Source organism: Salinicola lusitanus (genome assembly GCF_038648475.1).
Lineage (GTDB): Bacteria > Pseudomonadota > Gammaproteobacteria > Pseudomonadales > Halomonadaceae > Salinicola > Salinicola lusitanus.
Window position 1 is genome coordinate 195,680 of record NZ_CP151919.1, and the last position, 23,392, is coordinate 219,071.

At 64.5% G+C, this 23,392-nt stretch carries 19 protein-coding genes; 3 read left to right on the forward strand and 16 right to left on the reverse strand.

Going from position 1 to position 23,392, the window contains the following annotated elements; all coding sequences use genetic code 11:
* Positions 1 to 6: 6 nt before the first annotated feature.
* Positions 7 to 1,071 carry a 3-deoxy-7-phosphoheptulonate synthase gene (locus AAGT95_RS00865; protein WP_425356042.1) on the reverse strand — a complete coding sequence of 355 codons (1,065 nt, stop codon included), beginning with the start codon at positions 1,069 to 1,071 and terminating at the stop codon, positions 7 to 9.
* A 398-nt stretch (positions 1,072 to 1,469) separates the two neighbouring features.
* Between AAGT95_RS00865 and AAGT95_RS00870 the strand changes: the two genes are divergently transcribed.
* Together AAGT95_RS00870 and AAGT95_RS00875 are read left to right on the forward strand one after the other, a co-directional pair.
* A complete protein-coding gene (locus AAGT95_RS00870) occupies positions 1,470 to 2,024 on the forward strand; it encodes a sigma-70 family RNA polymerase sigma factor (protein WP_342595217.1) in 555 nt (184 codons plus the stop codon).
* On the forward strand, positions 2,003 to 2,710 hold the full coding sequence (locus AAGT95_RS00875) for an anti-sigma factor (protein WP_342595218.1): 708 nt from the start codon (positions 2,003 to 2,005) through the stop codon (positions 2,708 to 2,710). The genes AAGT95_RS00870 and AAGT95_RS00875 overlap by 22 nt, the downstream gene beginning before the upstream one ends.
* Positions 2,711 to 2,757: 47 nt before the next feature.
* Here the strand turns inward: AAGT95_RS00875 and folM are convergent, their stop codons facing one another.
* The 5 genes from folM to AAGT95_RS00900 form a co-directional block, all read right to left on the reverse strand.
* Positions 2,758 to 3,450, reverse strand: a complete 693-nt coding sequence (folM, locus tag AAGT95_RS00880; RefSeq protein ID WP_342595219.1) for a dihydromonapterin reductase — start codon at positions 3,448 to 3,450, stop codon at positions 2,758 to 2,760.
* Positions 3,447 to 4,253, reverse strand: a complete 807-nt coding sequence (locus AAGT95_RS00885) for an FAD-binding oxidoreductase (protein ID WP_342595220.1) — start codon at positions 4,251 to 4,253, stop codon at positions 3,447 to 3,449. Before AAGT95_RS00885 ends, folM begins: the two co-directional genes overlap by 4 nt.
* Before the next feature lie 20 nt (positions 4,254 to 4,273).
* Complete coding sequence (gene ubiD / locus AAGT95_RS00890) at positions 4,274 to 5,791, reverse strand: 4-hydroxy-3-polyprenylbenzoate decarboxylase (protein WP_342595221.1); 1,518 nt, start codon at positions 5,789 to 5,791, stop codon at positions 4,274 to 4,276.
* Between the two features lie 222 nt (positions 5,792 to 6,013).
* Positions 6,014 to 7,273 carry a transcription termination factor Rho gene (gene rho / locus AAGT95_RS00895; protein ID WP_110602257.1) on the reverse strand — a complete coding sequence of 420 codons (1,260 nt, stop codon included), beginning with the start codon at positions 7,271 to 7,273 and terminating at the stop codon, positions 6,014 to 6,016.
* A 581-nt stretch (positions 7,274 to 7,854) separates the two neighbouring features.
* Positions 7,855 to 8,187 (reverse strand): thioredoxin domain-containing protein, encoded by a 333-nt coding sequence (locus AAGT95_RS00900; protein WP_110602256.1) that lies wholly within the window; start codon positions 8,185 to 8,187, stop codon positions 7,855 to 7,857.
* Positions 8,188 to 8,378: 191 nt separating this feature from the next.
* Between AAGT95_RS00900 and AAGT95_RS00905 the strand changes: the two genes are divergently transcribed.
* Positions 8,379 to 9,887, forward strand: a complete 1,509-nt coding sequence (locus AAGT95_RS00905) for a Ppx/GppA phosphatase family protein (protein WP_110602254.1) — start codon at positions 8,379 to 8,381, stop codon at positions 9,885 to 9,887.
* 13 nt (positions 9,888 to 9,900) lie between these two features.
* Here AAGT95_RS00905 and tilS read toward each other — a convergent pair whose 3' ends face one another.
* From tilS to bamA, 10 genes are all read right to left on the reverse strand, one after another.
* Positions 9,901 to 11,214: a tRNA lysidine(34) synthetase TilS gene (gene tilS, locus AAGT95_RS00910; RefSeq protein ID WP_342595222.1), complete on the reverse strand. Its 1,314-nt coding sequence runs from the start codon at positions 11,212 to 11,214 to the stop codon at positions 9,901 to 9,903.
* Between the two features lie 245 nt (positions 11,215 to 11,459).
* A complete protein-coding gene (gene accA / locus AAGT95_RS00915; protein ID WP_342595223.1) occupies positions 11,460 to 12,416 on the reverse strand; it encodes an acetyl-CoA carboxylase carboxyl transferase subunit alpha in 957 nt (318 codons plus the stop codon).
* Positions 12,417 to 12,539: 123 nt separating this feature from the next.
* The gene (gene dnaE / locus AAGT95_RS00920) at positions 12,540 to 16,049 is read right to left on the reverse strand and encodes a DNA polymerase III subunit alpha (protein WP_342595224.1); all 3,510 of its coding nucleotides are present in this window, start codon (positions 16,047 to 16,049) and stop codon (positions 12,540 to 12,542) included.
* A 162-nt stretch (positions 16,050 to 16,211) separates the two neighbouring features.
* Complete coding sequence (gene rnhB / locus AAGT95_RS00925; protein ID WP_425356043.1) at positions 16,212 to 16,835, reverse strand: ribonuclease HII; 624 nt, start codon at positions 16,833 to 16,835, stop codon at positions 16,212 to 16,214.
* Positions 16,836 to 16,843: 8 nt separating this feature from the next.
* Positions 16,844 to 18,013, reverse strand: coding sequence for a lipid-A-disaccharide synthase (gene lpxB, locus AAGT95_RS00930; protein WP_342595226.1), 1,170 nt, complete (start codon positions 18,011 to 18,013; stop codon positions 16,844 to 16,846).
* A gap of 10 nt (positions 18,014 to 18,023) precedes the next feature.
* Positions 18,024 to 18,791 carry an acyl-ACP--UDP-N-acetylglucosamine O-acyltransferase gene (gene lpxA, locus AAGT95_RS00935; RefSeq protein ID WP_110710400.1) on the reverse strand — a complete coding sequence of 256 codons (768 nt, stop codon included), beginning with the start codon at positions 18,789 to 18,791 and terminating at the stop codon, positions 18,024 to 18,026.
* Positions 18,788 to 19,231, reverse strand: a complete 444-nt coding sequence (gene fabZ, locus AAGT95_RS00940) for a 3-hydroxyacyl-ACP dehydratase FabZ (protein WP_110602242.1) — start codon at positions 19,229 to 19,231, stop codon at positions 18,788 to 18,790. The genes lpxA and fabZ overlap by 4 nt, the downstream gene beginning before the upstream one ends.
* A 149-nt stretch (positions 19,232 to 19,380) precedes the next feature.
* Positions 19,381 to 20,421 carry a UDP-3-O-(3-hydroxymyristoyl)glucosamine N-acyltransferase gene (gene lpxD, locus AAGT95_RS00945; protein WP_342595227.1) on the reverse strand — a complete coding sequence of 347 codons (1,041 nt, stop codon included), beginning with the start codon at positions 20,419 to 20,421 and terminating at the stop codon, positions 19,381 to 19,383.
* A gap of 22 nt (positions 20,422 to 20,443) precedes the next feature.
* The gene (locus tag AAGT95_RS00950) at positions 20,444 to 20,947 is read right to left on the reverse strand and encodes an OmpH family outer membrane protein (protein WP_110602239.1); all 504 of its coding nucleotides are present in this window, start codon (positions 20,945 to 20,947) and stop codon (positions 20,444 to 20,446) included.
* Positions 20,948 to 21,044: 97 nt separating this feature from the next.
* Positions 21,045 to 23,384 (reverse strand): outer membrane protein assembly factor BamA, encoded by a 2,340-nt coding sequence (gene bamA / locus AAGT95_RS00955; RefSeq protein ID WP_240612434.1) that lies wholly within the window; start codon positions 23,382 to 23,384, stop codon positions 21,045 to 21,047.
* Between the last annotated feature and the right edge of the window lie 8 nt (positions 23,385 to 23,392).

Below are 23,392 nucleotides of genomic sequence, written 5' to 3' on the forward strand. Positions count from 1 at the left end.
GGCTCGTCAGCCGCGCAGGCGCTCGGCGGCGCGGATGAGCTGCTGCTCAGTGGTCTCCCAGCCCAGGCAGGCATCGGTGATCGAGACACCGTAGCGCAGTGCGGCCGGGTTGAGCGGCTGCTTGCCCTCGAAGAGGTGGCTTTCGAGCATCACCCCCATCAGCGCACGCTCACCGGCCAGACGCTGGTCGACCACGCTGTGCAGCACCTCGGTCTGGCGGCGGTGATCCTTGCGCGAATTGGCGTGGCTGCAGTCGACCATCAGCCGCGGCGTCAGCCCGGCCTGCTCCAGCGCACGGCGGCTGGCGGCGATACTGGCGGCATCGTGATTGGGGCCGGCCTGGCCGCCGCGCAGCACCAGATGGGTGAAGGGGTTGCCGGGGGTCTCGATCATCGCCGGCGTGCCCTCGGCGGTGACCCCGAAGTGGCGATGCGCATGCGCCGCCGACTGCATCGCCGCCACCGCCACGTCGACATTGCCCTGGGTGCCGTTCTTGAAGCCGACACAGGCGTCGAGCCCGCTGGCCAGCTCGCGGTGGATCTGCGACTCGGTGGTGCGCGCGCCGATCGCGACCCAGCTCAGCAGATCATCGAAATAGGCCGCGGCCATCGGTTGCAACAGCTCGGTGGCCACCGGCAGGCCCAGCGCGGCGACATCGCGCATCAGCCGCCGGGCGCTGGCCAGGCCCGCCGCCATATCGTCGCTGCCATCCAGGTGCGGGTCGTAGGCCAGCCCTTTCCAACCCACCGTGGTGCGCGGCTTCTCGACGTAGACGCGCATCACCAGCAGCAGGCGATCGGCCACGCTGGCCTGCAGCGCGGCCAGACGCTCGGCGTACTCCAGCGCGGCGTCGGGGTCGTGGATCGAGCACGGGCCGACCACCACCAGCAGGCGCTCGTCGCGGCCGTCGAGCACCGCGCGGATGGCCTCGCGCTGACCCGCGACGCGGGCAGCCAGCATGGGTTCCAGCGGGATCGCTGCGCGCAGCTCGGCGGCGCTGGGCAGGGTCAGTTCACGCCGCCGCGGGGCGCTCTCGGCGGCGGGCTTCAGGGCAGATGTCACGGCGTTCATCATCATCTCATTCCAGGGTTGGGGCCTGAAACGCGAGAACCCCCGGCGGGCTGCTCCGGGGGTTCTCGATACGCGGAAGGCAGCCCTGGTGGGGCGTGCCTCGCGGGTTCAGGTCATGTCGACCGACCGACGGGCACGCCAGTCCTAAACCAGTAGCCATAACCGAAACCCGCATACGCAACGCCACCGCCGAAGAGATCGGCAGCAGCGGCAGCGTGGATGGCGGGGTTGGAAGTCATGGGCTCTCTCGCGTAGATCGTGCCTCTATCCTAACGTGGCGACACGGTTTGACAAGTCTTTTGATGCCAAACCGCGAACGGTTTCGCTTCAGGCTTTACTTGTTCGGACTCGTTGACGAGACTGCCAATCAAGAAAAAGAAAGAATACAAAGGACTTTCATGGCCTACCCGCCCCATGACGTGCTGATCGACAATCTCCAGGCTTGCGCCCGCGGCGATGGTCCTGCATTCGAAAAGCTCTACCGCACGACCAGCCCGCATCTATATGCGCAGTTGCTGCGTATCGTCAGGCAGGAAGCAGCAGCTCAGGACTGTCTGCAACTCGTCTACCTCCGCGTATGGCAGGTGGCCGGCCAGTACGATGCCGACCGCGCCAGGCCGATGACCTGGCTGTCGACGCTGACGCGCAACATCGGTATCGACTGGCTCAGGCGCCAGCGGCCGCAGGAGGCCGACGGCGACGCCATCATCGAGACGCTGCCGGGCGAATCGGATCTCGAGAGCGAGAGCGACATCCATCAGCAGGCGGAGTCGCTGCAACACTGCTTGACCGAATTGACGATGCAGCAGCGTCAGGCGCTCGAGCTGGCATTTTTCGAGGGTCTGACCCACCACGACCTGGCATCCCATCTGGGCACGCCGCTGGGCACCGTCAAGAGTTGGGTCCGAAGAGGCCTGGAGAGGTTGAAAGCATGCATGACACGTTTCGCCTGACCGATCCCGAGGAGCGCGAGATGGCTGCCGGGGAATATGTCCTGGGCACCCTGACGGGCGCCCAGCGGGCCGAATTCGAGGCCCTGCTGGCGGTCAGCGCGGATCTCCAGCACAGCGTCGAAGCCTGGCGGGAACGGCTGCAGCTCCTCAACCAGCAGTTGGAGCCCGTCGCACCGCCCAAAAGGGTCTGGCCGGATATCGCGGCGCGCCTGGGACTGAGGACGGGGCCGTTGCAACGGCTGGGTTTCTGGCGCGCGTTCAGCGGCATCGCTACCGCAGCGGCACTGATCCTGGCGATCGTGGCACTGGTACCGCGGGAACCGGCCATGATGCCGGGCGAGTATGTCTTCGTGATCAACCAGCCCAACGGTCAGACGGCCTGGATCCTGAACGCCACGCTCGACGGCAAGATGATGGTGCAGGCGATATCGCCGGAGCCGATGCCGGAAGACAAGGGCGGTGAGCTATGGATGATGGAGAACGGGACGCCAGTATCGTTGGGCATGCTGCCGAACCATGGCGAAGCCACCATGCAATTGCCTGCCAAGATGCTGGGGCTGATGAAAACCGCCGATTTCGCGGTGAGCATGGAACCCAGGGAGGGTGCGCCAGGCGGCAAACCGACCGGCCCGGTGATCGACGCGGGCAAACTGGTACAGATTCGCAGCGATACCGTCTCGCTGTAGCGCGAGGCGGTGATCCCGGTCGCTCGATCCCACCGGGGCGGCCGGCTTCAGACCAGGCTACGGCCACCGTCGACCGGCACCACCGCCCCGGTGACGAAGTCGTTGTCGAGCAGATAACGTAGCGTCTGGTAGATGACGCCCGGGCCCGGCACTCGCCATTCGCCCTCGTCGCGGTCTCCCTCGCCGTCGCCCAGCATCACGAGCCCAGGTGCGATGGCGTTGACCTGAATTCGCGGCGCGAACTGTACCGCAAGCGACCGGGTCAGGCTCTCGAGCCCCGCCTTGGTCGCCGCGTAGGCGGCCTGTCCCGCTGCGCCGCGTCGCACCACGCTATCGGTGATATGCACGATATCGCGCTGCGGCTCCTGGCAGGCTTCCAGCAGGCTCCTGGCATGCAGATTGATCAGGTACGGGGCCTGCATGTGAACCCGGAACAGGCGCTCGAAGGTGGCTCCCGCTGCCTCGGGCTCGGGATCCGACAGCCACTCGCCGGCATTGTGGATGATGGCGCGCAGACTCGGGGTGCTGTCCCGGAGACGGGCAATGAAATCGAGAATCCCGGCTTCGCTGCCAAAATCCGCCACAAGTGTCACCGCGCCCCGCTCGCGTAACCCCGACAGTGACTCCCGCTCTCGCCGATAGGTGACGATCACCGGATGGCCGTCGTCGAGCAGCCGCTCGGCGCAGTGACGCCCCAGGCGTTGCGTTCCGCCGGTGATCAGGATCGGGGACTGGCTCACGGGCGCTCCTTCTCCTCGCCGGGGCTGAGCGGCGCCGTCTCGGGGTCGGCTTCCGGCAGCGGCAGAAAGGGCACGCGGGGGGCGTAGCTGAAGACGTCGGAGTGGACCTGCTCTGCCACCAGCCCCAGCGGCGCCAGGGTGTCGACGCAGGCGTACACCATGCCGGGGGAGCCGGCCAGATAGATCTCGACGCCGTCGAGGGTCTGGATCTCGGCGGCCAGCACCTGATCGACGCGCCCGGTGTGCCAGCGAATGCCGGGCAGGCTCTCGAGCGTGGCTTCCGGTGTCTCGACCACGGCGTGGAGGGTCAGGCTCGAATGCTTCAGTGCCCACTCCCGGGCCAGGGTCTCGGCGTAGAGATCGCGACGCTCGCGCACCGCCCACCAGATCGATATCTCCCGATCGGGTTTTTCGGTCAACGCCGCCTCGACGATGGCCTTGATCTGGGCGAAACCGGTGCCCGCCGCAATCAGCAGCAGGGGTTCCGACCGCCCGGCGGGGAGCGTGCACTCGCCGCTTGGCAACCGCACCGACAGCCGGTTGCGGTGGGTCAAAAGCTCCCGCAGACGTGCCGAGTGGGTGCGCTCGGGCCAGTGCTGAATATGCAACTCCAGCCGCCCGTCGCCGTTCTCGGCACAGGCGATCGAAAAAGGCACCCACGTATCAGGTTGCAGTTCCAGCTCGAGATACTGCCCGGGGGCATGCGCGATCGCCTCGGCACGTCCTTCCAGTATCACCCGGAACACATCGGGCGTCAGATCCTCGACGGACTCCACTTGGCAGGTCAAAGTTCTGACCGTCATGTTCACCTCGTTGCTTGCCGTCATGCCGCCCCGTCTTCGTTCGACTTTCCCACTCGTGCCGGCAGTACCGGCACATCGATACCGTAGCTTTCCCAGCGCTCGTCGACCCGCGATTTAATCGCCGGGTCCATGACGATGGGCTCGCCCCACTCGCGACTCGTCTCGCCAGGCCACTTGTTGGTCGCGTCCAATCCCATCTTGGACCCCAGACCGGCCGTCGGCGAGGCGAAATCGAGATAGTCGATCGGGGTGTTCTCCACCATCACCGTGTCCCGCGCTGGGTCCATGCGCGTGGTGATGGCCCAGATCACGTCCTCCCAGTTACGCGCGTCGACATCGTCGTCCAGCACGATCACGAACTTGGTGTACATGAACTGGCGCAGGAAACTCCAGACGCCCATCATCACGCGCTTGGCGTGGCCGGGATACTGCTTCTTCATGGTCACTACCGCCATGCGGTAGGAACACCCCTCCGGCGGCAGGTAAAAGTCGACGATCTCGGGAAACTGCTTGCACAGAATCGGCACGAACACTTCGTTGAGCGCCAGGCCAAGCACGGCGGGTTCGTCCGGCGGCCGGCCGGTATAGGTCGAATGGTAGATCGGATCCCGCCGATGGGTAATGCGCTCGACGGTGAAGACCGGGAACTGCTCGACCTCGTTGTAGTAGCCGGTGTGATCACCAAACGGCCCCTCCGGCGCCATGTCGTCGGGATAGATGTAGCCCTCGAGCACGATCTCGCTGGAGGCCGGGACTTCCAGATCGGCGTGGCCGCACTTGACCAGCTCGGTGCGGGATCCCCGCAGCAGACCGGCGAAGGCGTACTCGGAGAGGGTATCGGGTACCGGGGTCACGGCGCCGAGGATAGTCGCCGGGTCGGCACCCAGCGCCACCGCCACCGGGAACGGCTCGCCGGGATGGGCCTGCTGCCATTCGCGGAAATCGAGCGCCCCGCCGCGGTGGGAGAGCCAGCGCATGATCAACCGGTTCTTGCCGAGCTTCTGCTGACGGTAGATACCCAGATTCTGCCTCGCCTTGTGCGGCCCCTTGGTCACCACCAGCGCCCAGGTCACCAGTGGTGCGACGTCACCGGGCCAGCAGTGCTGAATCGGCAGGCGGTCGAGGTCGACATCCTCGCCTTCGAGCACCACCTGCTGACACGGCGCGGAGCGCAATGTCTTGGGTCCCATGCTCATGACCTGCTTGAAGATCGGCAGCTTCTCCCAGGCGTCCTTCAGCCCCCTGGGCGGATCGGGCTCCTTCAGGAACGCCAGCAGCTTACCCACCTCCCGCAGCGCCTCGACACTCTCCTGCCCCATGCCGAAGGCGACCCGCTGGGGGGTGCCGAACAGATTCCCCAGCACCGGCATGTCACTGCCCTTGACGTTCTCGAACAGTAGCGCGGGCCCGCCGGCGCGCAGGGTACGGTCGCAGATCTCGGTGATCTCCAGATAGGGATCCACCTCCACCGTGACACGCTTGAGTTCACCGCGTGACTCCAGCGCCGCGATGAAATCCCGTAAATCGTGATATTTCATACCGTTGCCCGCATCCCGCTATCCAAGAACGCAAAGAGGGCAGCATAACATGCTGCCCTCTATTTTCTGCTTTGTCCCAAAGATCTCATGAAACGTTGAGAGCCGGGTGAGCGAACGACGATGAGACAGGGCGGAAAATCGCGAGAGCGCGGAGTTTACGAGAGTAAATGAGCAGCTTGAGCGATTTTCCAACACAGTATCATCGAGTGCAGCCAGCCAGAATCAACGTCTTTTCATGGCTTCGAAGAATTCAAGATTGGTCTTGGTATCCTTGAGACGATCGATCAGGAATTCGGTGGCCGCCACATCATCCATCGGGTTGAGCAGCTTGCGCAGAATCCACATCCGCTGCATCTCTTCTTCGGACGCGATCAGATCTTCGCGACGTGTGCCCGAGCGGCGGATATTGAAGGCCGGATAGACGCGACGCTCCGCCAGCTTCCGGTCCAGATGGGCTTCCATGTTGCCGGTGCCCTTGAACTCCTCGAAGATCACTTCATCCATCTTCGAACCGGTATCGACCAGCGCCGTGGCGAGGATGGTCAGACTGCCGCCCTCTTCGATGTTACGCGCGGCACCGAAGAAGCGCTTGGGCTTCTCGAGCGCATGGGCATCGACGCCACCGGTCAACACCTTGCCGGAGGAGGGCACGACGGTGTTGTAGGCACGTGCCAGACGGGTGATGGAGTCGAGCAGGATGACCACGTCCTTCTTGTGCTCGACCAGCCGCTTGGCTTTCTCGATCACCATCTCGGCGACCTGGACGTGACGCGCCGGCGGTTCGTCGAAGGTCGAGGCCACGACTTCGCCACGCACCGTGCGTGACATCTCGGTCACCTCTTCCGGCCGCTCGTCGATCAGCAACACGATCATGTGACATTCGGGGTTGTTGCGGGTGATCGAGGTGGCGATGTTCTGCAGCATCAAGGTCTTACCGGCCTTGGGCGGCGATACGATCAGGCCACGCTGGCCCTTGCCGATCGGCGCCGTGAGATCGATCACGCGGGCGGTGATGTCCTCGGTGGAGCCGTTGCCGATCTCCATCACCATCCGTTCCTGCGGGAACAGCGGCGTCAGGTTCTCGAACAGAATCTTGTGCTTGGCGTTTTCCGGCTTGTCGAAATTGATCTCGTTGACTTTCAACAGCGCGAAATAGCGCTCGCCCTCTTTCGGCGGCCGGATCTTGCCGGAGATCGAGTCGCCCTTGCGTAGATTGAAGCGGCGAATCTGGGATGGAGAGACATAAATGTCGTCGGGGCCGGCCAGATAGGAGGAGTCGGCGCTACGCAGGAAACCGAATCCGTCCTGCAGAATCTCCAGGACGCCATCGCCGTAGATGTCTTCACCGCTCTTGGCGTGCTTCTTCAGGATGGCGAAGATGATGTCCTGCTTGCGTGAGCGCGCCAGATTGTCGATGCCCATCTCGCGGGCGATATCCAGCAGTTCAGGAACGGATTTTTGCTTGAGTTCGGTTAGATTCATGAGTTCGGTCAGAGAGGGCTCGTGTCGCAGGCAATGACTTTTGCCGAGATAGAAAAGAAGGACAAGAGGCGGTCAGTTCAAATGCCGCGCGGCGCGTTCAGTCGTCCCAGAAGCTAGGCGCTTCGCATGGTCTGTTGGACCTGCCATCAACCAGGTCGGGATGCCGACTTGGCGTGTGACGTAAGGTGCCGGGAGAGCGATTCGATTCGCCTGCAATCTCGCGGAAAGAGTCATCCGAAAGAGTGGTCGCTATCCAAAGATCGGCGTTGGCCGAAAATCGGTACTGGGATTGACTGACGACTTGGGGGACCGCGACGCGGTCAAGAAGCATTCGGAACAGGCGAACGTCCAGATGGTAGACAAGCTATCTTCCGAAAGCAAGTCACGAATATGGAGGTCGTGGGTCATAAGATCAAGTGCCGCTGTCCAGGCCAGCCAAGGAAATCGGCGTGCGATGACCAGATCCGTTAAAAAAACGGCGCAACCGGACCGGGCAGGCCTCCCCAGCGCGGGTATCGACGCGTACATCGAGCTGACTTCCAACGCGGTATCGCCAGGCACGCGCAGTCGTCGTAGCCAGCCTAATGGCGCGTACACTCCTCGCCCACCTGCAGCAGCTGCGATTCCGACAAGGCTCCGACCCGCGTCAGTCGAGGCTCCCCGTCGACGAACAGAATCAGCGTGGGCGTCCCCTTGACCCCGTACCGTTCGGCCAGTGTCGGCTCGCGGTCCACATCCACCACGCCCACCGGTAAATCGCGGATCGACTCGTGAGAGACCGAGGAGAGCCGCGACAACAGCGTTTCGCAGGGCTGACACCAGTCGGCAACGAAGATCGCCAGCCAAGGCGACTCCCGCGCTTCGCGCTGCTGCTCGAAAGTCTCGCTATTGAGATGACGCCGCGCTGACTGCATGAGCCTCCGTCCCGCTCGTGAAAGTGACCTCGCCTGGCAGCATGCCTGCCGCCCCGGCGATTGACAAGGCCACGCCCCCACCGCAATCTTGAGCCACCCGACGCAGGGCGCTGGATGCCAGTAACGACATGGCGTCACCGCTGCCCTGCGGACACCCACGTCTTTACGCCAGCCTTCGAGGACGCCACGCCATGAGCGGGAAGTCGACCGCCACAGACGCGACGCGCCGTCTGGCCGCCATCGATCTCGGTTCCAACAGTTTTCACCTGCTGGTGGCCAACTATCAGGACAGCCAGCTGCAGGTCGTCGCCAAGATGGGCGAGAAGGTCCAGCTCGCAGCCGGACTGGACGATCAGGAGAACTTCACCGACGCCGCCATGGATCGAGCGCTGGCGTGTCTGGAACGCTTCGCCCCCTTCGTTGCCGGCGTCGCCGCCGCCGACCTGCGTATCGTCGGCACCAATGCGCTCCGCTCGGCCCGCAACGCGCGCGCCCTGATCGATCGTGCCGAGGCCCTGATCGGCCATCCGATCGAGATCATCGGCGGTCGTGAAGAGGCCCGCCTGATCTACCTGGGGGCCGCCCACGCGCTGGCCGAAGTCCACGGCCGACGCCTGATCGTCGATATCGGCGGCGGCTCCACCGAGTTCATCATCGGCGAGGATTTCGAACCGCAGGCGCTGGAGAGCCTCCACATGGGCTGTGTCGCCTACACCGGCGCGTTCTTCGCCAGTGGGGAGCTCAGCGAGAAGCGTTTCCGACGCGCCGAGATGGCCGCGCTGTCCGAGCTGGCCAACATCCAGCGCCAGTACTGCCGGCTGGGATGGCAGGACCCGATCGGTTCCAGCGGCACGATCAAGGCGGTGGCGGCCGTGCTCGGAGCACGAGGCGACGGGGACGCCACGCTGATCGAACGCGACGCACTGATGAAGCTGCGGAAGCGACTGATCGGCTTCGGTCAACTGGACAAGGTCGCCATGGAAGGTCTGAAGGAGGACCGGGCGCGGGTGTTCCCGGCGGGTGTCGCCATCCTCTGCGCGGTGTTCGAGGCCTTCGACCTCCAGCGGATGCGCTACTCCGATGGCGCGCTGCGGGAAGGCGTGCTGTTCGACCTGATCGGCCGCAGCACTCCGGAGGATTCCCGCCGTCACAGCGTGGAATTGCTGATGCGGCGCTACAGCGTCGAGGCCTCCCATGCCGACCACGTGATGGAAACCGCCATGGTCGCATTCGACCAGGTTAGCGAAGCATGGGCCCTCGGTGAGGAGCAGCGGCTGTTCCTGATCTGGGCGGCCCAGCTGCACGAGATCGGCCTGGCGATCTCCCATAGCCAGTTCCATCGCCATGGGGCCTATCTCATCGAATACTCCGACCTGACCGGTTTCTCGCGTCCCGAGCAGCAGGCGCTGGCCTTTCTGGTCCGGGCGCATCGACGCAAGTTCGCCCACAAGGAACTGGAGGCGCTGCCCAGCGCCATACAGCCCGCCTACTGCCGGCTGGCCCGCCTGCTGCGGCTGGCGGTCATGCTCAATCATCCGCGTCCGGAACAGGCGCCGGTGGATTTCCAGCTGGCCTGCAAAGGTGACGATCTGCACCTCTCGCTACCGGAGATCAGTTTCCAGGCGCTACTGCTCAACGACCTCGAACAGGAGGCGGAATACCAGAAGGCCGCCGGGCTGACGCTGACTTACGACGTCTGAACGCAGCGCCACTTCAGCCGTCGTCTCCCGGCTGCGCTTCCACCGCTGCCGGAGTCGGCAGCGCCGTCTGCCGCCATCCTTCGGCAGTCAGCGCGCCCAGCACGGCCACGAGCTCCTCGCCTTGCCACACCAGTGGCAGCCGATCGCGCTGCCAGGGCGGTATGCCGACCTCCTGCAACAGCCGCTTGATGTCCCGCCTGCCCCGGCCGGCCAGGCGCATGGTCTCGCCGCCTCGGCGCAGGCCGACTCGCAGCGCCGGCCTGGCCGGGTCGTGCGGCCAGGGTCCGAGCGACCATGAGTGCACACCCCAGGGCGTCTCGAGCGGCGCCCTGCCATCCCACGGCCGCTGCCAGTCGGGATCGATCGCCACCGGTGGCGCCATCAGAAACAGATGATCGCGCCAGATGCGTGCCTCGCCCCCCGCCCAGGCGATGGCCGGCAACCGGTCCCCCCTCGCCGCGTGCAACTGGCGTTCGAGTTCCGTGAGACGTGTGGTCGGTGGAGTGGGGAGCCCTTGCCATTGAAGTGCATGGCGCACCAGCAGGCGCAGGCGGGCCGGGGTCAGGGTTCGCAGTGTCGTCAGCGGCAGGCGCTCCGGGTCGCCACCGGCCGCCGCGAGATCGATCGCCGCCAGCTCTCCCAGCAGTTCGTCGGCCTCCTGCAGATGCGCGGCGCTGCGCCCGACGACCTCGGCCAGCCTCGGCCAGCGCGACCGCAGCGGCGGCATGGCGTGAGCGCGCAGATAGTTGCGATCGAACCCCATCTCGGCGTTGGTGGGGTCATCGCACCAGACGATCTCCCGGCGTCGGGCCTCAACCACGAGGTCGGCACGAGACAGGGCCAACCAGGGGCGCTCGATCCGGATTCCCCGCCATTCGCGGGTTGGCGGCATGCCCGCCAGACCTCGCACGCCACTGCCCCGCAGCGCCGCCAACAGCAATGTCTCGGCCTGATCGTCAGCGTGGTGCGCCAGCCACAGCCGGTCGCCGGCAGCGAGCGTTTCGGCGAACGCCCGGTAACGGGCTTCCCGGGCGGCGGCCTCTACGCCCCGCCCCGACGGTTCCACCTCGACACGGGCCACACTCAGTGGCACCGTCAGCGCCCGGCACAGCGCACGGCAGTGGGTCTCGAAACCGTCCGCCGCCGCCTGCAGGCCATGGTTGACATGAATCGCCCGCAGCTCGATGCCGCGCCGGCGCGCCAGTGGCGCCACGACGTGCAACAGCAGCGAGGAGTCGAGACCGCCGGAGAGCGCCACCCATACGCTACTGCCCGGCACATGATCCGCCAGGGTGCTATCGAGAATCGCTTCGAGGGAGGATCGCACGGCGGCCTCCTGCGTGCCGGGGTGAGGGTGCCTGGCGTATGGCGGGGAATTCTCGCCGGGACTGGAGGTCCAGGAGGATAGGCGCCCAGCAAAGTCCGAACAGGGCGGAAGATGGAAACCGGCAAGGCAGCGGATTGACGTGGGTGTCAATGAGCCTGCCTTGCCGGTCGACTCGTTACGCTCGCCCTCCGGGCCAGTCCTCGGCGCGCCGACTCAATGCCGGGTGGGCGAGCACGGGAGCGCCATCAAGCGGCAGGAGCACCGTAGGACATCAGTCGTCCATAGCGCCGTTCGAGCAACGTCTCGGTATCCATCGCCTGCAGCCGATCCAGACTGCCCGTCAGCGCTTCCTTCAACTTGTCGGCGGTCTTGCGCGGATTGCGGTGGGCGCCACCCAGCGGCTCGTCGATCAGGGTATCCACGAAGCCCAGTTCCTTCAGCCGCTCGGCGGTGATCCCCATCGCCTGGGCCGCTTCGGAGGCCTTCTCGGCGCTCTTCCACAGGATCGAGGCACAGCCTTCCGGCGAGATCACCGAATAGGTGGAGTACTGCAGCATCTGCAGCTCGTCGCAGACCCCGATGGCCAGCGCCCCGCCGGAACCGCCCTCGCCGATGACGGTGGAAATGATCGGCGTCTTCAATCGCGACATCACCGCCAGGTTGTAGGCGATCGCTTCCGACTGGCCGCGCTCCTCGGCATCGATCCCGGGATAGGCGCCGGGCGTGTCGATGAAGGTCAGTACCGGCATCTTGAAGCGCTCGGCCATCTCCATCAGACGGCACGCCTTGCGGTAGCCTTCGGGGCGCGGCATGCCGAAGTTGCGTCGCACCTTCTCCTTCACGTCGCGGCCTTTCTGGTGACCGATGATCATCACCGGCCTGTCGTCGAGACGCGCCACGCCACCCACCAGCGCCGCGTCGTCGGCGAAATGGCGATCGCCGTGCAGCTCGTCGAAGTCGGTGAAGATGCTGGCGAGATAGTCGAGCGTGTAGGGCCGCTGCGGATGCCGCGACAGCTGCGTCACCTGCCAGGCGGTCAGGTCGCGGAAGATCTGCTCGGTGAGCTTGCGGCTCTTCTCTTCGAGCTTGCCGATCTCGTCACTCAGGCTGATGCGGCTATCGTTACCGACCAGGCGCAGCTCTTCGATCTTGGCCTGAAGTTCGGCAATCGGTTGTTCAAAGTCTAGGTAATTGGGATTCATAGAGCTTCTACTGTGTGATCCTGGCAAGCTTCGATTTCTGAAATACCGGCGACTGGCGTGCCGCGAAACGGATGATTATCGCACCTTCACGGATGTTGGCAAACAACCGCCCCCGGTGCGCAGTCAGCCGCCACGGTAGCGTAACGCGACGTTTTCATAGCCCTCGACCTCGCGAAGTGCCGTCATCAACTCGTCGCTGGGTGACACCTTCCACGAGGCAGCGAGCTCGAAACAGCCGCTGGCCTTGGCGTTGCGATAGCGCACCCGCACCGGCAGACCGGAGTCGCTCAGCCACGGCGAAAGGCTGTCGTGCAGGGTGCGGGAGAAACGCCCGTTGAGTCGACCGCCGTCGACAGACAGCTCCACCGCCTCGCCGAAGCGAGCGCGGGCGTCGGCCATCAGGGTGACGTCCTTGCTGCGCAGACGCAAACCGCCGGAGTAGTCATCGCTCGAGACTTCGCCCTCGATGATCAGCACCTGGTCGGCGGTCAGCTTTCCGCGCACCTGGTCGAACAGCTCGCCGAACAGCGACGCCTCGATCCGGCCCGTTCGATCATCGAGAGTGACGAACGCCATGGTGTCACCACGCTTGGACTTCATGGTCCGCATCGCGACGACCAGCCCGGCGACCCGTTGGGGCTCCCGCGACGGCTTGAGATCGACGATCCGAGTCGCCACGAAGCGCTTGAGCTCGTGCTCGTACTCGTCGATCGGGTGGCCGGTGAGATAGAGCCCGAGCGTATCCTTCTCGCCGGCCAGGCGCTCCTTGTCGCTCCAGTCCCGGGCGTGTCGGTAGTCGGCATAGATGTCCTGGTTCTCGTCGGCGTCGACGAACGCCTCGCCGAACATGTCCATCATCCCCAGGTTCTGGTTGGCCTGGTTCTGCGACGCGGCCTTGATGGCGGCATCCAGGGAGGCCGCCATCACCGCTCGCGACGGCCCCAGCGTATCCAGCGCGCCGGAGCGGATCAGCGCCTCGAGGGTGCGCTTGTTCATGCGCTTGCCGTCGATGCGGCGACAGAAATCGAACAGGTCGGAGAATCCGCCATCGGCTTCCCGCGCCTCGACGATGGCGCCGATCGGCCCTTCGCCGACGCCGCGAATGGCACCGAGCCCGTAGACGACCTGGCCCTCTTCGTCGACGGTGAACTTGTAGGCGCCGACGTTGACGTTGGGTGGCGTCACCGTGAGCCCGATATGGCGGCACTCCTCGATCAAGGGCACGACCTTGTCGAGGTTGTCCATCTCCGTCGAGAGCACCGCCGCCATGAACGGCGCGGGGTAATGCGCCTTCAGCCACGCCGTCTGGTAGGAAACGAGGCCGTAGGCGGCCGAGTGCGACTTGTTGAAGCCGTAGCCGGCGAACTTCTCCACCAGGTCGAACAGGTTGCCGGCCAGATCCTTGTCGATGCCGTTGTTGGCGCACCCCTCCATGAAGCCGGCGCGCTGCTTGGCCATCTCCTCGGGCTTCTTCTTGCCCATGGCACGACGCAGCATGTCGGCCTGGCCCAGGGTGTAGCCGGCCAGGACCTGGGCGATCTGCATCACCTGCTCCTGGTAGAGGATGATGCCGTAGGTCGGCTCCAGTACCGGTTTGAGCAGTTCATGCTGGTAGTCGGGGTGGGGATAGGCCAGCTCGGCGCGGCCATGCTTACGGTTGATGAAGTCATCGACCATGCCGGATTGCAGCGGCCCCGGACGGAACAGTGCGACGAGGGCGATCATGTCCTCCAGCGAGTCCGGCTGCAGCCGCTTGATCAGCTCCTTCATGCCCCGCGATTCGAGCTGGAACACCGCCGTGGTCTCGGCCTTCTTGAGCATGTCGAAGGTCGGCTTGTCGTCGAGCGGGATGGTGCTGATGTCGAGCGGACCGACCCCATCACGCGCGCGCACCACGTCGACCATCTCCAGCGCCCAGTCGATGATGGTGAGCGTGCGCAGGCCGAGGAAGTCGAACTTGACCAGCCCGGCGTCCTCGACGTCGTTCTTGTCGAACTGGACCACCAGCCCCGAACCGTTCTCCTCGCACAGCAGCGGCGAGAAGTCGGTGAGCTTGGTCGGGGCGATGACGACGCCCCCGGCGTGCTTGCCGGTCCCCCGGGTGATGCCCTCGAGCTTGAGCGCCATCTCCCAGATTTCGGCGGCCTCCTCGTCGTACTCGAGGTACTCCTTGAGCTGCGGCTCCTGCTCGATCGCCTTGGCCAGGGTCATGCCGACCTCGAACGGGATCAGCTTGGAGAGCTTGTCGCCCATCGAGTAGGGCTTGCCCTGGGCACGCGCCACGTCGCGGACCACCGCCTTGGCGGCCATGGTCCCGAAGGTGACGATCTGCGAGACCGCATTGCGGCCGTAGCGATCGGCCACGTAATCGATGACCCGGTCGCGCTTCTCCATGCAGAAGTCGACATCGAAGTCGGGCATCGAGACACGTTCCGGGTTGAGGAAGCGTTCGAACAGCAGGTCGTATTCCAGCGGGTCGAGATCGGTGATCTTGAGCACGTAGGCGACCAGCGAGCCGGCCCCCGAACCGCGCCCCGGACCGACGGGGATGTCGTTGTCCTTGGCCCACTGGATGAAGTCCATCACGATCAGGAAGTAACCGGGGAACCCCATCTTGAGGATGATATCGAGCTCGAAATCGAGGCGCTTGCGGTATTCCGGCTCATGCTCCGCCAGCGAGCGACCGGGGTAGATCGGCGTCTCCCCGCCGAACAGCTGGTTCAGGCGATCGGTCAGGCCGTCATGGGAGATTTTGCGGAAGAATTGATCCTGGGTCAGCCCCTCGGGAATCGGATACTCGGGCAGGAATATCTCGCCCAGACGCACGCTGGCGCTGCAGCGGGCGGCGATCATCACGCTGTTCTCGAGCGCCTCGGGGATATCGGCGAAGAGTTCGGCCATCTCCTCGGGCGTTTTCAGGTACTGCTCTTCGCTGTAGCGCTTCTCGCGGCGGGGATCCTCCAGCGCCTTGCCCTCCCCGATCGAGACCCGGGTCTCGTGCGCCCAGTAGTCGTCGCGCTCGAGAAAACGCACGTCGTTGGTCGCCACCACCGGCACGCCGCTCTCGCTGGCCAGCCGCACGGAGTGATGCACGCACTCCTCGTCGTACTGGCGGCCGGTACGCTGGAGCTCGAGATAGAAGCGGCCGGGAAAATACCGCTGCCACTCCTCCAGCAGTTGACGCGCGGTGGTGACCTGCTCGGCGATCAGGAAACGCCCGATCTCCCCTTCCCGGGCGCCGGACAGCGCGATCAGCCCCTCGTTCTGCTCGAAGACCCAGGCCTTGTCGAGAATCGCCATGTTCTGGCGCTGGCCGTCGGTCCAGGCCCGCGAGATCAGCTCGGTCAGATTGCGATAGCCGGTGTCGTCCATCGCCAGCAGCGTCAGGCGATAGGGGTGGCTTTCGTCGTGAGCGTTGTGCAGCCACAGGTCGGCGCCGATGATCGGCTTCAGGCCGGCCCCCTGGGCCGCCTTGTAGACCTTCACCAGACCGAACAGATTGGTGTCGTCGGTCACGGCCACGGCCGGCATGCCGGCCTCGGCGGTGGCCTTGATCAGCGGTTTGAGCCGGACCAGGCCATCGACCAGAGAGTATTCGCTATGGACACGAAGGTGAACGAAAGGTGTTGTCATGACGAACTCGAGTCAGGCGGCGAGTGAATTCGGATATCGGGCATGCGATCCCGCCATGCGGCCGAAGACGCCATGACGCATCGACGCGGCCGGCACATCGGCAGGACCAGCATGCCCAAAGGCGGTACGGGCCACAATGGCCCTATCGATCAAGGCGAGCGCTCACACGCCGGCGAGCCGCTCTCTGACGGGCGCGAAGGAGCTGCGATGCTCCGTCAGCGGGCCCAGTCGGGCCAGCGCCGCGAGATGTTCCGGCGTCGGATACCCCTTGTGACGGCAGAATCCATACTCCGGATGACGCGCGTCCAGGGCCAGCATCTGCGCATCCCGGGCCACCTTGGCCAGAATCGAGGCCGCGCTGATGGCAGGATGCCGGAGATCGCCCTTGACCACGGCCTGTCCCGGGCAGGCATGACCGGGCAGCCGATTGCCATCGACCAGCAGATACTCGGCCGGTGTCGGCAGCGCATCGATCGCCCGTCGCATCGCCAGATGCGTGGCGTGATAGATGTTGAGCGAGTCGATCTCCCGCGGCGAGGCCTCGGCTATCGAAAACGCCAGCGCGCATTCGCGAATCCGGAGATCGAGCGCTTCGCGACGCGCGGCACTCAAGCATTTGGAGTCGGTCAGCCCGTCGATCGGACGCCCGGGATCGATGATGACGGCGGCGGCCACGACCGAGCCGACCAACGGCCCTCGCCCCACCTCGTCGACACCGGCGATCAGGTGCCCGTCGTACTCGATGATGATCTCAGGCCAGAGGGATGGCAAAGATTTCGATGACACGGTTTCTCTCATTCCCCCTTCCGTGGCTCGGCGTCCAGCGCTCCGCGCTCGGCAAGTGACGTGATGGCGGCGGCGGCTCGCTCGCTGGCACCGCGCTGCAGCCCAGCGTGCATCGCCGCGAAGCGCTGCTCGAGCGCCGACCGCAGCCGGGCGTCCTCGAACCAGGGCAGCAGCGTCTCGACCAGCGACTCGGGGGTCACCGCCTCCTGGATCAGCTCAGGCACCAGGGTCTCCTGCGCGATCAGGTTGGGCAGCGAGATCCAGCGCGTCTTGACCAGCCGCTGGGCCAGCCAGTAGGTCGCCGGTGCCATGCGGTAGGCGACCACCATGGCCCGATGGCACAGCATCGTCTCCAGTGCCGCCGTGCCGGACGTCAACAGCACCGCATCGGCAGCCGTCATCACCTCCCGCGAGCGGCCCTCGACGATCACCGTGCCGGCGGCCAGGTCGGGAAACTTCGCCAACAGGGCCTCGAGTTCCTGCTGTCGTTCCCGGGAGGCCGCGGGGATGGCTACCTGCAACATCCCCAGGCGCTGGCGCAGCATCGATGCCGCGCGCAGAAACAGCTCACCCTGGAAGCGGATCTCGTTGCCGCGCGACCCCGGCAGCAGAGCCAGGGTCGCCATGTCTTCAGCCAATCCGAGCCCCCTTCGCGCCGCGCCGCGATCGTTGACCAGCGGCAGCTCGTCGGCCAGCGGATGGCCGACATAGGCGACCGGCACACGGTGCTCGGCGTAGAAGTCGGCCTCGAACGGCAGAAAGGTGAGCATGCCGTCGACCGCCTTGGCAATCGTCTTGACGCGCCCCTGGCGCCAGGCCCAGACAGAGGGACTGACGTAGTGCGCGGTCCGGATACCGGCGTCGTGCAGTTGCCGCTCGAGGCCGATATTGAAGTCCGGGGCGTCGATGCCGACCATGATGTCGGGGCGCCAGGCCAGGGCGTCACGCTTGAGATGACGACGCACCTTGATCAGGCCGGGGAGATGCTTGAGCACCTCGACCAGGCCCATCACCGACAGGGTCCCCAGCGGGTAGAGCGACTCGAGCCCCTGCGCCTGCATTCGCGGGCCACCGATGCCGCGGAACTCGACTCGGGGATGGCGACGCCTGAGCGCCTGCATCAGGCCGGCGCCGAGAATGTCGCCCGACAGCTCCCCGGCCACGAGATAGACGCGCATCCGCCCGCTCCTAGCGGATGATACCGCGCTGGGAAACCTTGAGAGAGTCGATGAAGCGCCGCGTCTCGTCGAGCGAGAAGCGGCTCTCGATCTCGCCAATGGCCTGCTCGAGTGTCAGCCCCTTGCGGTAGACCAGGCGGTACGCTTCACCCAGTGCCTTGATCGCCTCGACCGAGAAACCGCGGCGTTTGAGGCCGATGGAGTTGAGCCCGTGAGGCGCGGCCGGATTGCCATTGACCATGATGAAGGCCGGAATGTCCTTGGTGATCGCGGAGCATCCGCCGACCATCGCATGCTCGCCCATGTGGGCGAACTGATGGATGGCCGACAGGCCGCCGATGATGGCGAAATCACCCAGGGTCACATGGCCGGCCAGGGTCGCCTGGTTGGCGAGGATGCAGTCGTTGCCGATCAGGCAGTCGTGCCCCACGTGAGAGTAGGCCATGAACAGATTGCGGTCGCCGATGGTGGTGACACCGCGATCCTGGATGGTGCCTCGGTGAATCGTCACGCTCTCGCGCACGACGTTGTCGTCACCCATCTCGAGCCGCGTCGGCTCACCGGCGTACTTCTTGTCCTGACAGTCCTCCCCGACCGAAGCGAACTGGAAGATCCGATTGCGCTTGCCGATTCGGGTCGGCCCCTTGAGCACGACGTGCGGCCCAATGACGCTACCGGCATCGATCTCGACGTCGGGTCCGATCACGCTGAAGGGGCCGACGTCGACGTCGTCAGCCAGTCGGGCGGAGGGATCGACGATGGCGGAGGGATGAATCAAGCGATTTTCCTCTCGGCGCAGATGATTTCCGCCTCGCAGGCCAGTTCGTCACCAACCGTGGCCCGGCAGGCGAACTTCCAGATGCCTCGCTTGCCCTTGATGACATTGGCCTCGAGCCGCAGTTGATCGCCCGGCATCACCGGGCGCTTGAAGCGGACATTATCGCTGCCGACGAGATAGTAGACGTAGCCGTCGGCCGGCATTTTGTTGACCGTCTTGAAACCGAGAATACCACAGGCCTGGGCCATCGCTTCGATGATCAGCACACCGGGCATGATCGGATGATGGGGGAAATGACCATTGAAGAAAGGTTCGTTGATGCTGACGTTCTTGTACGCCACGATCGACTCGCCAATCGTGATCTCCATCACGCGATCTACCAGTAAAAATGGATAACGATGCGGTAGATACTCGCGGATCTGGTTGATGTCCATGATCATCAATACAACCTCTGAAATAACGAAATGCCCGCCATGAAGGCAGGCACGGGGCGGCAAAACGGCGTTCACCCGTGTGGGCGGGCATTATACAGGCGCAAAGGGTGTCCGCCAGTCTTTCGGCGCGCGACGGGGCTTGGGCCACAAGCCCTTCAGCTATCGCGGATATCCCGCTCGAGACGCGTCAGCCGCTTGGCGATTTCGTCGAGTTGCTTGAAGCGTACGGCGTTCTTCCGCCACTGACTGTTCGACATCGAGCCGGTACCGGAAGAGTAGACCCCCGGTTCGAGGATCGAATTGGTGACCAGGCTCATGCCGGTCACCTGAACCCCGTCGGCCAGTGTCAGATGGCCGGAGAGCCCGACCCCGCCGCCGAGCAGACAGTGGCGACCGACCTTGGTGGAGCCCGCGATGCCTACACATCCCGCCAGGGCGCTGTGATCGCCGATCTGCACGTTATGGGCGATCTGGACCTGAGAGTCGATCTTGACCCCGTTGCCGATCAGGGTGTCTCCCAGCGCGCCACGATCGATGCTCGAACAGCTCCCCACCTCGACATCTTCGCCCAGCACGACGCCACCCAGCTGCGCGATCTTCTCCCACTGCTTGCCATCGTGAGCGAAGCCGAAGCCATCCCCGCCGATGACACAGCCGCTGTGGAGAATGGCGCGGTCGCCGACGATCACGCCGTGATACAGCGTGACGTTGGCATGCAGTCGAGAGCCGCGACCCACCGTGGTGTCGGCGCCGATGAAGCACCCTGCGCCGATCACGCAGTCATCGGCGATATCGGCACCGTCCTCGATGACGCAGTGGGCACCGATCTCGACGCGCTCGCCAAGCCGGGCACCCGGCGCGACCACGGCCGTGGCGTGCACGCCACGGAGAGCCTGGTTGACCAGCGGATCGAACAACCGCGACAGCTTGGCGTATCCCAGGTAGGGATTGTCCAGCTCCAGCCGGGGGCACGGGCAGCTTTCGCCATGGGCGGGATGCACCAGAACGGCACCGGCCCGGGTCGCGGCCAGATACTTCAGGTACGCCCGGTTGGCCAGGAACGCCAGATCCGTCGGACCGGCATCGGCCAGCGTCGACAGACCGTCGACACGCAGATCCGCGTCGCCGACCAGGCGTGCATCCAGACGCTCGGCGAGTTCGCCGAGCGTGTAAGAGCGGGAAGTCTCTCTCTTCATGAGCGGGCGCCGGATTGAATCATCAGTTGAGCGAATTGAAGATCTTCGTCACTTCGGAGGTGATATCGAGACTGTCGCCCGAGTAGACCACCGCGTCACGATCGACCACCATATCCAGGTCATGCTCGTCGACGACCCGCTGAATCGCCTGGTCCAGCTTGGGCTTGGCCCCTTTCAGGTACTGCTGCTCGGCCTGCTGCTGCGCCTGCGAGATCTGTCCACGCAGCTGCTGGAACTGCCCGCCTTTCTGGCGCAGTTGCTGGGTCACCGAGTTGCGCTCGGACTCCGACATCACGTCGCCATCCTTCTGCAGGCGCTGCTGCAGTTGCTGCAGCTCCTGGCTCAATGATTCCGCTTGCTGCTGCTGGGCGCTGATGCGGTTCTTCAACTGGTTCATCGAGGCCTGGGCGGAATTGGAAGACATCAACGCTTCGCGCCAATCGAGAACGCCCACCTCCGTCGCCATCGCCGGAACGGAAACCATCGTCAACAAACCTAGCCCCAGAACTCCTGCTATCTTGCGCATGCGGCATCTCCTTGAAACGAGCCTGACTTACTGCCTGTGAACATCTGAATTCGAGTTCGCGGCGCCACCCGGACGCCGCGAACTCACCGCGCTTGAACTAGAAAGTCTGGCCAAGCGAGAACTGGAAGACCTGTGGATCGTCTCCCTCCTTCTCGTTCAGCGGCTTGGCGACACTGAAGGTCAACGGCCCCACTGGCGTCAGCCAGGACAGTCCCAGACCCACGCTGTAGCGCAGATCGTCGAGGTGGACCCCGCTGTTGCAGTTGGAGGGGCCATCACCTGCCACCACCGGGTAGCAATCGGTCAGGAAGGTATTGCCGCCGTCGAGGAAGATGCTGGTCTGCAGCGACCGGCGGTCCTCGACCCAGGGGAACGGATAGATCAGCTCCGCGGAGCCCTCGACCAGTACGTTGCCGCCTAGGGTATCGTCATCGCCATCGTTGCGCGCGGTGGTCTTCGGCCCCAGCGTGTTGCCGGTATAGCCACGCACCGAACCCAGGCCGCCCGAGTAGAAGTTCTCGTAGAACGGGTAGGGATCGTTGGAGCCCAGCGTATCGGCGTAGCCCAGGTTGCTGCTGAACTTGACGGACCAGTCGGGGTTGAGCTCGAACAGTTTCTGGCCGCGGTAGCGCAGCTTGTAGTACTCCGCGTCCGACCCGGGCAGCGCGGTCTCCAGCGAGACGCGCTGGTAGCTGCCGGCGGTCGGCATGATCCCGCGGTTCAGATTGTTGCGAGTCCAGCTGGCGGTCAGCTTGTAGTTGAAGAAGTCCTCGCCCTGGTCGTCGGTGTAGCGCACGATTTCGGAGGGCGTGTCATCGTAGGTATCGATCGACAGGTTCTCGAGCCCGACGCCGAAGTTCAGCCGCGACAGATCATTGATCGGATACCCGAAATTGATGTTGCCGCCGTAGGAGTCGGTCGAGTAGGTCGAGATATCGGAGTCTTCGTAGTCGGTTTCGCGATAGAAGACGTTGTAACCACGCGAGATACCGTCGAGGGTCCAGTACGGGTCGGTGAAGCCGAAGTTGATGTTGGTGAACGTGTCGCTTCGCTGCGCACCGATGTTGACCCGGTTACCGGTGCCGAGGAAGTTGCTCTGCGACAGCGCCGCCCCATAGATCACGCCAGCGCTCTGCGAGAAACCGACACTCGCCGAGATCGAGCCCGACGGCTGCTCCTGGACGTTGTAAGTGACGTCCAACTGATCCGGCTCACCGGCCACCGGACGGGTATCCACGTCCACCTGCTTGAAGAAACCGAGCCGCTCGAGCCGCTGACGCGACTGCGAGATCTGGTCGGTGGAGGCCGGCGCGCCCTCCATCTGCACCATTTCGCGGCGCAGCACCTCATCCTGGGTGGTGGTGTTGCCCTCGAAATTGATCCGGCGTACGTAGGCCCGACGTCCGGGATCGACGCGGAAGGTCAGATCCACCGTATCGCCCGCCTCGTTGACGGTAGGCACGGCCTGAATATTGGCGAAGGCGAAGCCTTCGGCACCGAGCTTCTGACGCAGGGCTTCCGAGGATTCGGTCACCTTGCTCTGAGAGTAGTACTCGCCAGGCTTGGCGGTCACCAGTGACCGGGCGGCGGACTCGTCGATCTTCAGGTCGCCGGCGAAGTTGATCTTGTCGAGCTTGTAGCGCTTGCCTTCGTCGACATTGATGGTGACGAAGATGCGGGACTTGTCCGGGCTGATCGACACCTGGGTCGAGGTGATGGCGAAGTTGACGTAGCCGCGATCGAGGTACCAGGAGCGCAGCGTCTCCAGGTCACCGGACAGCGCTTCGCGAGAATACTCGTCGTCGGAGAACCAGCCGAAGAACCAGCCTGGCTTGTCCTCGAGCTGGAACAGATCACGCAGCGTGTCGTCGTCGAACGCCTCGTTGCCGACGACGTTGATCTGGCGAATCTTGGCGACTTCGCCTTCATTGATATTGATGTTGACCCGAACCCGGTTGCGCTCGAGCTGCTCGACGGATGTCTTGATGTTCGAGCTATACCGACCCTGGGACTGATAGAGTCGTTCCAGCTCACGCTGCATCTCCTCCAGGGTCGAGCGCTGCAGGACCTGGCCTTCGGCCAGCCCGGCGTCGGTCAGCCCCTTGCGCAGGTCGTCGTCGGATATCTGCGAGTTGCCGTCGATGTTGATCTCGGCGATGGACGGCCGCTCGACCACGTTGACGATCAGTACGTCACCGTCGCGGGAGAGCCGAATGTCGTCGAACAGCCCGGTGTCGAACAGCTGCTGGGCGGCTTGGCCCAGTTGCTGGTCGTCGACCGTCTGATCGGCGCTGACGGGGAATGCGTTGAAAACGGACGCAGCCGAGACGCGTTGCAGCCCCTCTACACGAATATCCGAAATCTCAAAAGGTGCCGCCAGCGCAACGGGAGAGCTGGCCAGCAGAAATCCTGCCAATCCGATGATCTTGAGTTTCATGCAATCAA

Excerpts from the sequence above, each read along its gene's own strand:
- AAGT95_RS00865 (WP_425356042.1), bottom strand. The coding sequence starts at position 1,071 with ATGAACGCCGTGACATCTGCCCTGAAGCCCGCCGCCGAGAGCGCCCCG.
- AAGT95_RS00870 (WP_342595217.1), top strand. The coding sequence starts at position 1,470 with ATGGCCTACCCGCCCCATGACGTGCTGATCGACAATCTCCAGGCTTGC.
- AAGT95_RS00875 (WP_342595218.1), top strand. The coding sequence starts at position 2,003 with ATGCATGACACGTTTCGCCTGACCGATCCCGAGGAGCGCGAGATGGCT.
- AAGT95_RS00885 (WP_342595220.1), bottom strand. The coding sequence starts at position 4,253 with ATGACGGTCAGAACTTTGACCTGCCAAGTGGAGTCCGTCGAGGATCTG.
- ubiD (WP_342595221.1), bottom strand. The coding sequence starts at position 5,791 with ATGAAATATCACGATTTACGGGATTTCATCGCGGCGCTGGAGTCACGC.
- rho (WP_110602257.1), bottom strand. The coding sequence starts at position 7,273 with ATGAATCTAACCGAACTCAAGCAAAAATCCGTTCCTGAACTGCTGGAT.
- AAGT95_RS00900 (WP_110602256.1), bottom strand. The coding sequence starts at position 8,187 with ATGCAGTCAGCGCGGCGTCATCTCAATAGCGAGACTTTCGAGCAGCAG.
- AAGT95_RS00905 (WP_110602254.1), top strand. The coding sequence starts at position 8,379 with ATGAGCGGGAAGTCGACCGCCACAGACGCGACGCGCCGTCTGGCCGCC.
- accA (WP_342595223.1), bottom strand. The coding sequence starts at position 12,416 with ATGAATCCCAATTACCTAGACTTTGAACAACCGATTGCCGAACTTCAG.
- dnaE (WP_342595224.1), bottom strand. The coding sequence starts at position 16,049 with ATGACAACACCTTTCGTTCACCTTCGTGTCCATAGCGAATACTCTCTG.
- lpxB (WP_342595226.1), bottom strand. The coding sequence starts at position 18,013 with ATGCGCGTCTATCTCGTGGCCGGGGAGCTGTCGGGCGACATTCTCGGC.
- fabZ (WP_110602242.1), bottom strand. The coding sequence starts at position 19,231 with ATGATCATGGACATCAACCAGATCCGCGAGTATCTACCGCATCGTTAT.
- lpxD (WP_342595227.1), bottom strand. The coding sequence starts at position 20,421 with ATGAAGAGAGAGACTTCCCGCTCTTACACGCTCGGCGAACTCGCCGAG.
- AAGT95_RS00950 (WP_110602239.1), bottom strand. The coding sequence starts at position 20,947 with ATGCGCAAGATAGCAGGAGTTCTGGGGCTAGGTTTGTTGACGATGGTT.
- bamA (WP_240612434.1), bottom strand. The coding sequence starts at position 23,384 with ATGAAACTCAAGATCATCGGATTGGCAGGATTTCTGCTGGCCAGCTCT.